The organism is Aeromonas sp. R4-3 (assembly GCF_040908275.1).
In the GTDB taxonomy this organism is placed as follows: domain Bacteria; phylum Pseudomonadota; class Gammaproteobacteria; order Enterobacterales; family Aeromonadaceae; genus Aeromonas; species Aeromonas rivipollensis.
Window position 1 is genome coordinate 1 of record NZ_JBFODK010000038.1, and the last position, 13,398, is coordinate 13,398.

Genomic DNA, 13,398 nt, shown 5'->3' on the forward strand with positions numbered 1-13,398 from the left:
TCGCTCGGCGTCCTGCCTCGCGGCCTGGACAAACGGGCTCACCTCGGCGAACAACAAGGGGAATACCTGATCGGATACTTTGATATAAAATTGCAGGCAAATATATCAATACCTCCACCATTATTGTTTTTTTAATCTACTAAAAAACAATTCCACACATTAATCACCAAAAATATATTTCACATTAGTATCAACCGCCCTTCCAATAGAAGAAAGTCAATAGGAATACTAACTCCATGATAATTGGGTTGTTTTTAAGAAATTACAAATGTTATAAAAACATTAACTTTATTGGATTTACAACAAAAACACAGAATCGCTTGAATTTGTTTATAGGTCCAAATGGTGTTGGGAAATCATCAGTATTAGAAAGCATAAATTGTGTCATGAATGGTGTTGACCCTAAAGAATGGTCTATAACTTCAGGTCAAAAAATAGATCGATCTGAAATATCCCCTGTTTTCTTAATAGATAGAGATGATAGAGTAGAAAATTATCAACATATAGATGCTATATCTGATGCTTTTTGGAATTATGATTTCACTTCCGTCCATAAAGATGATTACTGCAAAGATTTTATTCAATTTAGAAATTCATTAAAAGATACTATAAATCCAAAAGATCATTGGCTTATATCTGTTGGTAAAAATGGATTGGGTGAAATACAGTTATCACCATTCAACCAACAAATACTAAACAAAACTAGACGAAATGGTGTTTCCTCCGTCATAGTAAAGAAAATAATAAGTTATGTTTTTGAAAAGTATAGATTTGTATATATCCCTGTTGAGAATAAAATAAGCGATATTCTTAGCCTACAGGCAAGTGAAATGCAGAGCCTCATGGACAAGTCAATTATTAGCGAAATTAAAGCTCTTTTAGATAGAAAGGAATATACCGTTGGTAGTGCCAAAAAAAGTGTTCTGGGCATTGTCAATGAAAAACTAGATGATTATATAGAGAATATCAATAGTGATATGAATGGAGCCTATGTTTTTAAATCTAAGGGCGGAAACTCAAAGAGAAATATCAGACCAGGTGATATCACTGATGTAATAATAAAGGAGTTTTTTTCTATCAGGCCACTGACAAAAGATGGAAAACACATAAAAGATCTCAGTTCTGGCCAACAAAGATTAGCCTTAATCGATGTCGCAACAACATTCCTTTCTACAAAAAATGATAAAGAGAAAGAAATTATATTAGCTATTGATGAACCAGAGAGTTCATTAGAAGCATCTTTAAGATTCCGTTCTTTTATGAAACTAATTGATGTTTCGGAAAAATACAATCGACAACTATTTATAACTACACATTGGTATGGTTCATTATTAAGTTCCGCTAATGGAACCTTACATTACATTGATAGCAAGCCATCAACGCAACAAAATATGACACCTGAGATAATCCAGTTTCCCTTAAATGCAGTCTATGAGCACAGAGGCAGCTTCCCTCAAGCTGTTGAAATGAAGAGCTATTTTGACCTAGTAAGTTCTATGAATGCCTTGCTAAAATCGGCAGAAAACAATTGGATAATATGTGAAGGCTCTGAAGATGCTCTCTATCTAAATGCATATTTAAAGAATCAGCTCAGCAATGTTAATATTATGCCTTTTAATGGCTGTGGTAACATTAGAAAATTATATAAATTACTTTCCGCATCTATGTCTGATAATTCTGAATTAAAATATTTGAAGGGCAAAGTATTTTGTTTAATTGACACCGACACTAGAAATTTAATTATTGAAAATGACTATTCCCCAAATGCATGTTTACGGTTTGAGAGAATTTCATTAGCTGATAATGCTCAATCAGCGAGCACAGTGAGTGTGAAAAACCCAAATGCATTACAGTCAGAAATTGAAGATATTCTAGAGCCAGTGATCATGTGGGATACATTGAATTATTTAGCAAGGGACGATGAAATATTGAGTAGCCTCATTGCTCTTTACAGTTTCAATAATAAAGCCATGCATACAGGTTTTTCACGAGGTTTCCCATTCCTAAACAAATTATCTATAGAATCTCATGAGCGATTAGAAGAATTAAAAACATACCTAGACTCGACAATAATGAAAGCTAAAATAGCTCATAAATACTGTGAAATCGTTAGAGCAAAAAACAAACATCTATCCCTATTGTGGATGAAACCTATACTGATGCATTTCAACTCCCATTAGTATTTTTCACACTTTAAGTACCGTAATAGTTTAACCCTCTCAAATAAAATCGGCATTACGCACAGCACTTGCTGGTTTTGCCAACTCTGTCTCTCTGTTCGATATCCATTTTGGTGAGAGAGTTGCACATGGTGTCCAGCATTCTGTCAGATAATTAGAACTAGCAGCTGTCACGGGCAGGCACGGTATTACCGCCGAGTCGAGTTCAACGGGTCAGGAGCGCCATCAGGGATGATGGCGCAGCCGCAGCCGGCATAGGGGCCAAATCGGATCAGGGCGAGCACTGCTCGACCCCGATTTGGCGCGAAAACAAGGAGGTTCGAAGTGGGCTTTGGCCGAAGCCAGGGATGGCGTAGGCCAAAGTGCCGTCTGCGGCGCTCCGTCCGACCCGTTGGACGAGACGAGGGAACCCGCGAAGCGGGCGGTTTGCCGGGGGAGAAGACTTTTGGTGTTATTTGCCAATAAAGAGCGGGTCTTTCCAAAGTCACTCGCCAAGCCGCGCAGCGGCGGCGAAACCCCTTCGAGGGCAGAGCCCTCGCCTCTTTTAGGCTGAAAGCCAAACCCTCGGCTTGCGCGCCAGACTGGCGAGCCAAAGAGGTTAGAGGCCCCTCACCCTAACCCTCTCCCACAAGGGGAGAGGGGATCAGAACTCAGGCCACCGAGGCTTGAGAGGTGTCGAGGGAAAAGGCACAAACAAAAACCGCAGCCTAGGGCTGCGGTTTTTTATTTGGCTAACCAGTTGGCTCCAACAGAGCCACCGATCTTACGCACGGCGCCAGCTGGTTTTGCCGGCGCTGTCTTCCAGCACTATGCCCATCTCGGTGAGACGGTTGCGGGCGGCGTCGGCGGCGGCCCAGTTCTTGTCGGCGCGGGCCTGGTTGCGCTGGGCGATCAGTTGCTCGATTTCGGCCACTTCGTCGTCCGCTTCGCCACCCTTCAGGAAGGCGTCCGGGTCTTGTTGCAGTATGCCGAGCACGGCGCCCAGTTCCCGCAGGCGGGCACCCAGGCCAGCGGCGACAGCGATGTCTTCGGCCTTCTGGCGGTTGATCTCGCGCACCAGGTCGAACAGGGCGGAGTAGGCTTCCGGGGTGTTGAAGTCGTCGTCCATGGCATCGACAAAGCGGGCCACCTGCTCGTCACCACCGGCGGCTGCGGCTACAGGCAGGTCGCGCAAGGCGGTGTACATCCGCTCCAGGGCGGCGCGGGCCTGCTTCAGGTTGTCTTCCGAGTAGTTGAGCTGGCTGCGGTAGTGGCCGGACATCAGGAAGTAGCGGACGGTTTCGGCGTCAAAATGGGCCAGGACGTCGCGGATGGTGAAGAAGTTGCCGAGGGACTTGGACATCTTCTCCTTGTCCACCATCACCATGCCGCTGTGCATCCAGGTGTTGACGTAGTCGCCACCGTGGGCGCAGCAGGACTGGGCTATTTCGTTCTCGTGGTGGGGGAACTGCAGATCCGAGCCGCCGCCGTGGATGTCGAAGTGGTTGCCAAGGTGCTTGGAGTTCATGGCGGAGCACTCTATGTGCCAGCCGGGGCGACCCGGGCCCCAGGGGCTGTCCCAGGTCGGCTCGCCGGGCTTGGACATCTTCCACAGCACGAAGTCGAGCGGGTTGCGCTTGGCTTCGACCACGTCGACTCGGGCGCCGGCCTGCAGTTGCTCCAGATCCTGGCCAGAGAGCTTGCCGTAGTCGGCGAAGGACTCGACGATGAACATCACATCGCCGTTGTCCGCCACGTAGGCGTGCTCTTTCTCCAGCAGGGTTTCGACCAGGGCGATGATTTCATGGATGTGCTGGGTGGCGCGGGGCTCGATGTCCGGGCGCAGCATGCCGAGGGCGTCGAAGTCCTGATGCATGTCGCCGATCAGGCGCTCGGTGAGGTCGTCACAGGTGACCTGGGTCTCGGCAGCGCGCTTGATGATCTTGTCATCCACGTCGGTGATGTTGCGCACATAGGTGAGATCGTAACCGGCGTAACGCAGGTAACGGGCCACCACATCGAAGGAGACGAAGGTGCGACCGTGGCCGATATGACAGTGATCGTAGATGGTGACGCCACACACATACATGCCCACCTTGCCCGGGTGGATAGGTTTGAATTCTTCTTTTTGACGAGTGAGTGTGTTGTATATCTTCAGCATCTTATGACCACTGCCTGTGAGTAAAATGGCCTGACATTCTAACCGCATCCGGTGGAGAAAACGAGGCAGAAAAAGCGCCGGATCCCCCATGCCATCTATGCCGCAGCCCCTTGATGGGCTAGAATTGCCACCACTTTAGGCCATAGCCCATGCAACAGCCGCGAGCCGGCTTCGTGCTCGCGCAACATTTGAAAGGACATATCATGGTTACTCTGCACACCAACCACGGCGACATCACCCTGACCCTGAACGCGGAAAAAGCCCCCGAGACCGTGGCCAACTTCCTGCAATACTGCCGTGACGGTCACTACGACAACACCATCTTCCACCGCGTCATCGACGGCTTCATGATCCAGGGCGGCGGTTATGCTCCTGGCTTCGAAGAGAAAGAGACCCGCGCCTCCATCAAGAACGAGGCGGCCAACGGCCTGTCCAACAAGATTGGCACCATCGCCATGGCCCGCACCTCGGAGCCGCACTCCGCCAGCGCCCAGTTCTTCATCAACGTGAACAACAACGACTTCCTGGACTTCAAGTCCCCCACCACCCAGGGCTTCGGCTACTGCGTGTTCGGTGAAGTCACCGCCGGCATGGACGTGGTCAACAAGATCAAGGGCGTCAAGACCGGCAACTACGGCCGCATGCATCAAGACGTGCCGACCGAAGACGTCGTCATCACCAAGGTGACCCTTGCTGAGTGATTGTCGCCTTCTGCGCACTGATATAACTGCGGCCCCGGCCGCAGTTTTTCCATCTGCGCAGGCCACCCCGGCCAACTGGCGCCGTCTCGACTATCTGGCCTGGGGCAATCCTCGCCAGCGCTCCGCCCATGCCCTGCTCAACGCAGGATGCTGGGATGCGCTGGGGCGCCTGTGCCAGGACCTGGCGCTGGTGAGCACAGTCGCCATCGGGCTCGACAGGCCCGGCAGCGATCTCGACATCCTCTGCCAGCACCCTGATCCCGCGCGCCTCGCCGCCCTCTTGCGTGAGCAGGGCTGGACGGCCAGCGACAAGGGGCACCAGGTGTGGCTGCTGGAGCAGACCCTGACAGGCCCGGATCAGGCGCGCTGGCCGGTGGAGCTCTATGTCACCCAAGCCCCGCTTGAGACGCTCAACGGCTGGCGTCACCTCAGCCTGATGGCCGCCCTGCTGGGGCACTTTGGCCACGACTTCTATCAGGCCGTGCTGCGCCTTCGCCTCGAGGCAGGGCTCAAGGGAGAGGCGGCCATCTGCCGTCTGCTCGGCCTTGGCGGCGATCCTTACGCCGCGCTGCTGACCCTGGAGGGGCGCGACCTTGCCACGCTCCACTGGCAGGCCCATTCCCAGTGCGACTCGTCCACCCCGGCAGACTCCCCTGCCCCCCTTTGCCCGGAACCCATCAAGAGCACTCATCCCACATCATGAGCACCCTTTTTATCAGTGATATTCACCTGTGCGCCCAGCGGCCCGACATGACAGCCGCACTGGTGCGTTTTCTCGAGCGCGACGCCCCCAAGGCCGATGCCCTCTATGTGCTGGGAGATCTGTTCGAATTCTGGATTGGCGACGACGATCCCAACCCGCTCCACAGCCAGGTGGCCGAGGCTTTCCTGGCCCTGAGCCGGCAGGATGTGCCCATCTACTTCATCCACGGCAACCGCGACTTCCTGCTGGGCAAGGCCTTCGCCAAACGGGCGGGCATGACGCTGCTTGGCGACCCTTGCGTCATCGATCTTTACGGGGAGCGGGTGCTGCTGAGCCACGGGGACCTGCTCTGCACCCTGGATGAGGGCTATCAGAAGTTTCGCCGCATCACCCAGCAAAAATGGCTGCGCTGGCTCTTCCTGCGCCTGCCGCTGGCCCGCCGCCAGGCCATCGCCTGCAAGATGCGGGGCCAGAGCCAGATGGAGAATGCCGGCAAGCCACAGACCATCATGGATGTGACCCCGGCGGCGGTCGATGCGCTGTTGCGCCAGCATGGCTGCCGGCTGCTTATCCATGGCCACACCCACAGACCCGCCGTCCATGACTTCATGCTGGACGGCAAGCCGGCGCGGCGCATAGTGCTGGGAGACTGGTTCGAGCAAGGATCCGTGCTGAGCTGCTCCCCGCAGGGCCAGCGGCTCGAGAGTCGTCCCCTCCCAGAGTGAGGGTCCCCCTCGGGGATGAGGAATGCTCATATGACAACGTCTGTCCCCCTCCCCGAGCAGGATGCAATGCCGAACCCTGCATATACTCTGTATCTCTGCACACAAATGAGGACTAGATGATGGGATTTCTTACCTGGGTTGTATTGGGATTGATCGTCGGCATCCTGGCCAAATGGATAATGCCGGGCAAGGATGGGGGCGGTTTCTTCATGACGGTGATCCTGGGGGTCATAGGCGCCATGGTGGGTGGCTATGTGGGCACCCTGCTGGGCATGGGAACGGTGACCGGCTTCAACCTGCCGAGCATACTTATCGCCACCGTGGGTGCCTTGATAGTGCTGTTTTTCTACAACAAGATCCGCAGCTGAGCCGCTGAATCCGTTTCTTTCAGCACTCGATGTGTATGCCCCCCGGGCCAGGATCCGAAACCTTGGGTTTCGGATTTTTTATGGGCGCTCCGCCCCTTTCGCCTCCGGCGCAGCTGGCAGCCCAACCCAGGTGCCGGGGTTCTGGCGCGAGGCGCTGACGTATAGAGGTTGGCGGGTGCGGCATTGGTGCAAACCTAGTGCTTCCGTCTATGGCATCCCGTTATTGCCATACAGACAGAAGCCGGGGCGCTCGCTCAATTGCGCGTAGTAATCGCTCACCGCCGCGAGTGGCGGGCGCTCGAAGGGGGTATGGAACCAGCGATTCACCGACAGGCCGACGGGAATGTCCGCCAGCGAGAAGCGGCTCCCGGCCACATAGCCGCCGGTGGCCTCGAGCTGCCTGTCCAGGATCTGCATGTACCTGGACCACTCGGCACAACTCGCCTCCATCGCCTGGCTGTCCTGATGGGCGGGGGAGTGCCTCACCAGCGACATGAAGGCGTAGCTCCAGGCGCGGTTCAAGTCCGACGACTGCCAATCCATCCATTGATCGACCCTGGCCCTTGCCCGCGCCTCGGCGGGATAGAGAGAGCCGTCGCCATAGCCCGTCGCCAGATATCGGATGATGCTGTTCGATTCCCACAGGGTGAAGTCCCCATCTCTCATGACCGGCACCATACCGTTGGGATTCAACGCCAGGAACTCGGCACTCCGGGTGGACTGAAAACCGCTCCCCCACTCCTCCCGCTCGAAAGGGAGATCGAGCTCGGCGCAGGTCCACAACACCTTGCGCACATTGATTGACGACCCCTTGCCCAGTATCAGTACCATATCTTCGTCCTTGTATGAGAAGGGCCCAGCTTCCATCAAGGGGAGAGCGCCGGTCAAGGGGAGAGCCATGACTGCAGTTGGCCCATGGGACTGGCTCATGGGCCGCCCTAGGCATGACCTGAGAGGGGTGAGCCACAGATGAAAAAGAGGCGGTGGGCTAAACTCATGCTTGCGTGTCCGGCTTGACCGGCTCCTTCAGAGCGGCCGCGGGACAGGCCAAGCAGTAAAGGACAACATCATGAAAATATGGAAAATCTGCCTGATAGCAGCGCAGCTCATGCTGGTTGCCTGCGCCTCCTCCGACGGCGCAGGCCCTCCCCCGACCGGGGACGATGGCAGCAACGCCGGCGGCAAGAGCGGAGGTGGCAGCAGCTACCTGACCTATTAGCCAGGCCATCGCCCCTGCAAACCGAGGCTCAGCCAGGCCCCAACGTCTAATACGACAAGACCAGAAAGCGCCGGCAGCCCGCCGGCGCTTTTCGTCTCGCCAATCGGTGATGCCCTGCCCGACGACCACGGGCACAATGACCCAAAGAAGGGGCAGAACAGCGCCATCTGGAGCAAAGGTGGACACGGAGGAAAAACAAAAAGGCCACTATCGCTAGTGGCCTTCGTAAGTCTTTGATTGCTTTCTTCAATAACTGGTGCCTGAGGCCGGAATCGAACCGGCACGACGCGAACGTCGAGGGATTTTAAATCCCTTGTGTCTACCGATTTCACCACTCAGGCACCGCAATCGGTATCAAGTCCGCGGGCGGGCTTGTCAATATGGAGGCACGTTCCGGAGTCGAACCGGACTAAACGGATTTGCAATCCGCTGCATAACCGCTTTGCTAACGCGCCATGCAAAAGAGAGTTGGCTCTCTATTGTCTGAATTTGGAGCGGGAAACGAGACTCGAACTCGCGACCCCGACCTTGGCAAGGTCGTGCTCTACCAACTGAGCTATTCCCGCATCGGTCTGGCTGACTGCCTGACTACGAGAACGCATTCTAGCGATGTTCCTCGTCCAGTCAACCAAAAACATTTAATACTCTGATCGTTCGGGCATTTTTTGCCCTTCTCCCACACTTTTGCCACTCATGGCCGTTTCTCTGCCCCAACGGCAAGGAAACGGCCATTTGCCCATGGGAGGACTAGAAGCGGGAGTGGTAGGTCAGATCGCCCCAGGCGGCCTTCATGTACTGGAACATGGACCAGAAGGTGAGCACGGTGGCGACATAGAGCAGCACGTAGGCGAGCCACACCATCCAGATGTCGTATTGCCAGATGAGGCCGGTGAGCGACACCATCTGGATCATGGTCTTCCACTTGCCAATCCAGCTGACCGCCACCGAGGAGCGCTTGCCGAGCTCCGCCATCCATTCCCGCAGGGCGGAGATGATGATCTCGCGGCCAATCATGGTCATGGCCGGTATGGTGACCCAGATGGTGTTGTAGTGTTCGACGATGACCACCAGGGCAGCCGCCACCATGATCTTGTCGGCAACGGGATCGAGGAAGGCGCCGAAGGCGGTGGACTGGTTCAGCTTGCGGGCGAGGTAGCCATCAAACCAGTCGGTCGCGGCCGCCAGGATGAAGACAAGCGCAGCCGCCATGTAGGACCACTGATAGGGAAGGTAGAACAGGATGACGAAGACGGGGATGAGCAAAATCCGAAAAAACGTCAGCAGGTTAGGAATATTTGTCATTATTTTCAGCCACTTCTTGTATGCCGCTACATGGTAGCCCCAAGCCGATCACCGTTGCAACCGGACAGGCGCCCGCCTTGGTCTATTAATCCATCAATAACCTCAGGATGCATGCCATTATGGCATTTGCGGGCCCCCTGCGTCACGGCTCTTGTGCTGCCGGGGCCGGTTTGCGGGATCCACATCAAATGCCACCCACTCGAGGTGGCCCGGGTCAGACCCCCTCCTGGGTATCACCTCTCCTGAACAACAATCTTTATCCCGGGTCAGAGCGAGTGCAGGGCGTCGTGAATGGACTGGGCCAGCTCCTGGCTGATGCCGGGCACCTTGGCAAGCTCGTCCACCCCCGCCTTCTTCACCTCCTGCAGACCGCCCAGGTATTTGAGCAGTGCCTGCCGCCGCTTGGGCCCCACCCCCGGAATGTCCTCCAGGGTACTGGTGGTACGGGCCTTGGCTCGGCGGGCCCTGTGGCCCGTGATGGCAAAACGGTGGGATTCATCGCGAATGTGCTGAATAAGGTGCAAAGCGGGCATATCTGCCGGCAAGTGCAGCTCTTCGTGGCTCTCCCCCAGGATCAGGGTCTCCAGCCCCGCCTTGCGGGTCACCCCCTTGGCGATGCCCACCAGCAGCGGGTACTTGCCGCCGAGAAACTCCAGCTGGCGAGTCAGGATCTCCTCGGCGCGGCGCAGCTGGCCGAGGCCGCCGTCGATAAACAGCACGTCAGGCACCTTGTCCGGCTCCTGCTGCTTGCCAAAGCGGCGCTCCAGCGCCTGCTCCATGGCGGCGTAGTCATCTCCCCCCGTGATGCCGTCGATGTTGAAGCGGCGGTATTCCGAGGAGAGCGGCCCCTCCCGGTTGAACACCACGCAAGAGGCGACGGTGCGCTCCCCCATGGTGTGGGAGATGTCGAAACACTCCATGCGGGCGATGGGGGTCTCGAGCTCCAGCAGCTCCTCCAGCTGGTCGTAGCGGGCTGTGATGGTGCTCTTGTGGGCCAGGCGCGAGCGCAGCGCCGTCTGCGCGTTGATGGAGGCGAGCTTGATAAAGCGGGCCCGTTCGCTGCGGGTGCGGCTCTGCACCCGCACCTTGTAACCTGCGGTCTGGCTCAGGGTCTCGGCGATCACCGCCTCGTCTTCCAGCGCCACATCCAGCAGCACCTCGCTCGGGATCTGCCTGCCCCCCTGCCCCGACAGATAGAACTGCAGCAGGAAGGATTGCACCACTTCGTCGAGGGGGGTATCGGCCGGCACCTTGGGGAAGTAGCTGCGCGAGCCGAGCACCTTGCCCTGACGGATGAAGAGCACATGGATGCAGGCCGCCCCCTGATCGAAGGCCACCCCCACCACATCCAGCTCGTCCAGCACGTTGCCGCTCACCGACTGCTGCTCGGTGACCCGGCGCAGGGCCTGGATCTGATCCCGGTAGCGGGCCGCCTCCTCGAAGCGCAGATCGCCGCTGGCAGACTCCATCTTGCCCACCAGTTCCCCTATCACCTGCTGGTTCTTGCCCGCCAGGAACAACTTGGCCAGCTCCACCTGCTGGGCATATTCCGACTCGCTCACCAGCCCCGCCACGCAAGGGCCGGCGCAGCGCTTGAGCTGATAGAGCAGGCAGGGGCGGGTACGGTTGGCATAGACAGCGTCCTCGCACTGGCGCACCGGGAAGATCTTCTGCATCAGGTGCAGGCTCTCGCGCACGGCGCCGCCGGAGGGGTATGGACCGAAATACTCCCCCTTCACCTTGCGGGCACCGCGATGCACGCCGATACGGGGATGCTGGTGCGCCGTGATGATGATCCAGGGGTAGGACTTGTCATCCCGCAGCAGCACGTTGTAGCGCGGCTGGTACTGCTTGATGAGGTTGTGCTCGAGGATCAGCGCCTCGGTCTCTGTGTGGGTGACAGTGACCTGGATGTCGGCTATCTGGCGCACCAGGGTGCGGGTCTTGATGCTGTCGACATTGGTGCGAAAGTAGGAGGCGAGCCGTTTTTTAAGATCCTTGGCCTTGCCCACGTAGATGACGGTGCCACCGCCGTCATACATACGGTAGACGCCGCTCTGGTGAGTCACGGCACTCAGAAAGGCCTTGCTGTCAAAAAGGGGCTCGGGAGAGAGGGTCATCGGCAACTCGACTCAACGGATGAATGCAAAAAGACGGGGGAAGCATACTGCGCCCACAGACTGAAAAGCAAAAGGGGCTGAAAAAGCAAAAGGCGGCCGGTGCCGCCTTTGGTGTCCACACGACCCCTTACAGGGTGTCGGCATCCAGCATGCCATAGCGAATGGCCAGATGGGTCAGCTCAACGTCGCCATTGATCCCCAGCTTGCTGAACAGGCGGTAGCGATAGCTGTTGACCGTCTTGGGGCTCAGGTTGAGCTGCTCCGAGATGTCGGTCACCTTCTGCCCCTTGGTGATCATCATCATGATCTGCAGCTCGCGCTCGGAGAGGGACTTGAAGGGGTTCTCGTCCGCCGAGGCAAACTGGCTGAGAGCCATCTGCTGGGCTATCTCGGGGGAGATGTAACGCTGGCCGGAGTGCACCAGGCGAATGGCGTGGATCATCTCGTCCGGCGCGGCCCCCTTGGTGAGGTATCCGGCTGCACCCGCCTGCATCACCTTGGTGGGGAACGGATTCTCGGAATGAATGGTCAGCACTATGATGCGCACATCGGGGCGCAGCCGCAGGATCTTGCGGGTCGCTTCCAGACCGCCGATGCCCGGCATGTTCATGTCCATCAGGATCACGTCGGGGTGATGCTGTCGACAGAAGGCCACGGCGGTTTCCCCGCTCTGTGCCTCGCCCACCACCTTGATCCCGCGGACATCTTCCAAAATGCGTCTTATCCCTGTACGCACCAACTCATGATCATCGACCAGGAATACATTAATCACCCAAACACCCCGTTTTTTATCTCGTTATATGCCAGTTAGGGTTAACACGGCGTCTTGCATCATAACCAAACTCGATGATTTGGCAAACCATGGCCGGGAAAAGTTTGAAATCGCTCGTAAAAGCCGTTTTAAATCAACTTATTATATAAATAATCAACGAAAAAACGGCGCCTGAAGGCGCCGTATCGGTCAACTTTGGTGCCGCCAGCCTCAGTGGGCCAGCAGCGCACGCACCTTGTCCAGGTCCTGCTGGGTATCCACCCCGACCGGGGGGGCTTCCAGCGCCTGGGCAACATGGATCTTCTCCCCGTACCAGAGCACCCGCAACTGCTCCAGCGCCTCTACCTGCTCGAGCGCGCTCGGCGCCCAGTCCACGTAGCGCTGGATGAAGCCGGCGCGATAGGCGTAGATGCCGATGTGGCGCTGATAGTGGCTGCCAATCTGCTCCCGGCTCTTGGCAAAGCGATCCCTGTCCCAGGGAATGCTGGCCCGGCTGAAGTAGAGGGCGTAGCCATCCTTGTCCGTCACCACCTTGACCGCATTGGGGTTGAACGCCTCTTCGGCGTCCTGGATGGGCACGGACAGGGTGGCCATAGGCGCCGTGGCGGCGGCCAGGTTGTCCGCCACCTGGCGGATGATGGCGGGCGGGATCAGGGGCTCATCCCCCTGCACGTTGACCACGATAGTATCGGCGGCAAAGCCGTAGTGACGGCACACCTCGGCCAGACGCTCGGTGCCGGATTGGTGATCCTTCGATGTCATGCACACCTCGACGCCGGTGGTCTGCAGCGCCTGCTGCACCCGCTCGTCGTCGGTGGCGACTATCACCCGATCGGCGCCCGATTGCAGGGCCTTCTCCACCACGTGCTGCACCATGGGCTTGCCATGGATGTCCGCCAGCGGCTTGCCCGGCAAGCGGGTGGAGGCGTAGCGGGCCGGAATGACGACGACGAAACTCATGGCTTCAGCTCTTCCAGGGGCAGATGGCGCGCCCGGTTCTCCAGCAGGACGGGGATCCCCTCCTCCAGCGGATAGGCCAGTCTGTCGAAGCGGCAGATGAGCTCATGGGCGGCCTTGTCCGATTGCGGTTGATAGTGCAGCTTCCCCTTGCAAACCGGGCAGGCGATGATGTCGAGCAATTTGATATCCAGTGCCAAAACGAAACTCC

13 protein-coding genes and 3 tRNA genes are annotated in these 13,398 nt (G+C 56.6%); 6 read left to right on the top strand and 10 right to left on the bottom strand.

Going from position 1 to position 13,398, the window contains the following annotated elements; genetic code table 11:
- Window positions 1-236 precede the first annotated feature (236 nt).
- Window positions 237-2,180 carry an ATP-dependent endonuclease gene (locus AB5Y91_RS13060; protein ID WP_163153764.1) on the top strand — a complete coding sequence of 648 codons (1,944 nt, stop codon included), beginning with the start codon at window positions 237-239 and terminating at the stop codon, window positions 2,178-2,180.
- Window positions 2,181-2,943: 763 nt separating this feature from the next.
- On the opposite strand, the gene cysS is transcribed toward AB5Y91_RS13060, so the two are convergent.
- A complete protein-coding gene (gene cysS, locus AB5Y91_RS13065) occupies window positions 2,944-4,320 on the bottom strand; it encodes a cysteine--tRNA ligase (protein WP_368169975.1) in 1,377 nt (458 codons plus the stop codon).
- 203 nt (window positions 4,321-4,523) lie between these two features.
- On the opposite strand from cysS, the gene AB5Y91_RS13070 reads away from it, so the two are divergent.
- The 4 genes from AB5Y91_RS13070 to AB5Y91_RS13085 all read left to right on the top strand — a co-directional run bounded on the left by AB5Y91_RS13070 (window position 4,524) and on the right by AB5Y91_RS13085 (window position 6,817).
- Window positions 4,524-5,021, top strand: a complete 498-nt coding sequence (locus tag AB5Y91_RS13070; protein ID WP_025327420.1) for a peptidylprolyl isomerase — start codon at window positions 4,524-4,526, stop codon at window positions 5,019-5,021.
- On the top strand, window positions 5,011-5,724 hold the full coding sequence (locus tag AB5Y91_RS13075) for a DUF4269 domain-containing protein (RefSeq protein WP_368169976.1): 714 nt from the start codon (window positions 5,011-5,013) through the stop codon (window positions 5,722-5,724). The genes AB5Y91_RS13070 and AB5Y91_RS13075 overlap by 11 nt, the downstream gene beginning before the upstream one ends.
- Window positions 5,721-6,449, top strand: a complete 729-nt coding sequence (gene lpxH / locus AB5Y91_RS13080; protein ID WP_368169977.1) for a UDP-2,3-diacylglucosamine diphosphatase — start codon at window positions 5,721-5,723, stop codon at window positions 6,447-6,449. Before AB5Y91_RS13075 ends, lpxH begins: the two co-directional genes overlap by 4 nt.
- A gap of 119 nt (window positions 6,450-6,568) precedes the next feature.
- Window positions 6,569-6,817: a GlsB/YeaQ/YmgE family stress response membrane protein gene (locus AB5Y91_RS13085; protein WP_106887912.1), complete on the top strand. Its 249-nt coding sequence runs from the start codon at window positions 6,569-6,571 to the stop codon at window positions 6,815-6,817.
- A gap of 207 nt (window positions 6,818-7,024) precedes the next feature.
- Here AB5Y91_RS13085 and AB5Y91_RS13090 read toward each other — a convergent pair whose 3' ends face one another.
- Window positions 7,025-7,648, bottom strand: coding sequence for a glutathione S-transferase family protein (locus AB5Y91_RS13090; RefSeq protein ID WP_368169978.1), 624 nt, complete (start codon window positions 7,646-7,648; stop codon window positions 7,025-7,027).
- Window positions 7,649-7,886: 238 nt separating this feature from the next.
- Here AB5Y91_RS13090 and AB5Y91_RS13095 point away from each other — a divergent pair, with 238 nt between their 5' ends.
- Entirely contained in the window at window positions 7,887-8,036 is a 150-nt protein-coding gene (locus AB5Y91_RS13095) for a hypothetical protein (protein WP_162520054.1), read from the top strand.
- A gap of 254 nt (window positions 8,037-8,290) precedes the next feature.
- Here AB5Y91_RS13095 and AB5Y91_RS13100 read toward each other — a convergent pair.
- The 8 genes from AB5Y91_RS13100 to AB5Y91_RS13135 all read right to left on the bottom strand — a co-directional run bounded on the left by AB5Y91_RS13100 (window position 8,291) and on the right by AB5Y91_RS13135 (window position 13,387).
- Window positions 8,291-8,377, bottom strand: a tRNA-Leu gene (locus AB5Y91_RS13100).
- Window positions 8,378-8,417: 40 nt separating this feature from the next.
- Window positions 8,418-8,491: transfer RNA gene (locus AB5Y91_RS13105), tRNA-Cys, on the bottom strand.
- A gap of 35 nt (window positions 8,492-8,526) precedes the next feature.
- Window positions 8,527-8,602, bottom strand: a tRNA-Gly gene (locus AB5Y91_RS13110).
- Between the two features lie 181 nt (window positions 8,603-8,783).
- Entirely contained in the window at window positions 8,784-9,338 is a 555-nt protein-coding gene (pgsA, locus tag AB5Y91_RS13115) for a CDP-diacylglycerol--glycerol-3-phosphate 3-phosphatidyltransferase (protein ID WP_025327475.1), read from the bottom strand.
- Between the two features lie 266 nt (window positions 9,339-9,604).
- Entirely contained in the window at window positions 9,605-11,458 is a 1,854-nt protein-coding gene (uvrC, locus tag AB5Y91_RS13120) for an excinuclease ABC subunit UvrC (RefSeq protein ID WP_368169979.1), read from the bottom strand.
- 127 nt (window positions 11,459-11,585) lie between these two features.
- Complete coding sequence (uvrY, locus tag AB5Y91_RS13125) at window positions 11,586-12,230, bottom strand: UvrY/SirA/GacA family response regulator transcription factor (RefSeq protein ID WP_025327477.1); 645 nt, start codon at window positions 12,228-12,230, stop codon at window positions 11,586-11,588.
- 210 nt (window positions 12,231-12,440) lie between these two features.
- The gene (gene kdsB, locus AB5Y91_RS13130) at window positions 12,441-13,190 is read right to left on the bottom strand and encodes a 3-deoxy-manno-octulosonate cytidylyltransferase (RefSeq protein WP_168235365.1); all 750 of its coding nucleotides are present in this window, start codon (window positions 13,188-13,190) and stop codon (window positions 12,441-12,443) included.
- Window positions 13,187-13,387 carry a Trm112 family protein gene (locus tag AB5Y91_RS13135; protein WP_005331987.1) on the bottom strand — a complete coding sequence of 67 codons (201 nt, stop codon included), beginning with the start codon at window positions 13,385-13,387 and terminating at the stop codon, window positions 13,187-13,189. The genes kdsB and AB5Y91_RS13135 overlap by 4 nt, the downstream gene beginning before the upstream one ends.
- Between the last annotated feature and the right edge of the window lie 11 nt (window positions 13,388-13,398).

Coding starts and splice junctions, on each gene's coding strand:
- AB5Y91_RS13085 (WP_106887912.1), top strand. CDS start 6,569: ATGGGATTTCTTACCTGGGTTGTATTGGGATTGATCGTCGGCATCCTG.
- AB5Y91_RS13070 (WP_025327420.1), top strand. CDS start 4,524: ATGGTTACTCTGCACACCAACCACGGCGACATCACCCTGACCCTGAAC.
- AB5Y91_RS13060 (WP_163153764.1), top strand. CDS start 237: ATGATAATTGGGTTGTTTTTAAGAAATTACAAATGTTATAAAAACATT.
- uvrC (WP_368169979.1), bottom strand. CDS start 11,458: ATGACCCTCTCTCCCGAGCCCCTTTTTGACAGCAAGGCCTTTCTGAGT.
- AB5Y91_RS13090 (WP_368169978.1), bottom strand. CDS start 7,648: ATGGTACTGATACTGGGCAAGGGGTCGTCAATCAATGTGCGCAAGGTG.
- lpxH (WP_368169977.1), top strand. CDS start 5,721: ATGAGCACCCTTTTTATCAGTGATATTCACCTGTGCGCCCAGCGGCCC.
- kdsB (WP_168235365.1), bottom strand. CDS start 13,190: ATGAGTTTCGTCGTCGTCATTCCGGCCCGCTACGCCTCCACCCGCTTG.
- pgsA (WP_025327475.1), bottom strand. CDS start 9,338: ATGACAAATATTCCTAACCTGCTGACGTTTTTTCGGATTTTGCTCATC.
- cysS (WP_368169975.1), bottom strand. CDS start 4,320: ATGCTGAAGATATACAACACACTCACTCGTCAAAAAGAAGAATTCAAA.
- AB5Y91_RS13095 (WP_162520054.1), top strand. CDS start 7,887: ATGAAAATATGGAAAATCTGCCTGATAGCAGCGCAGCTCATGCTGGTT.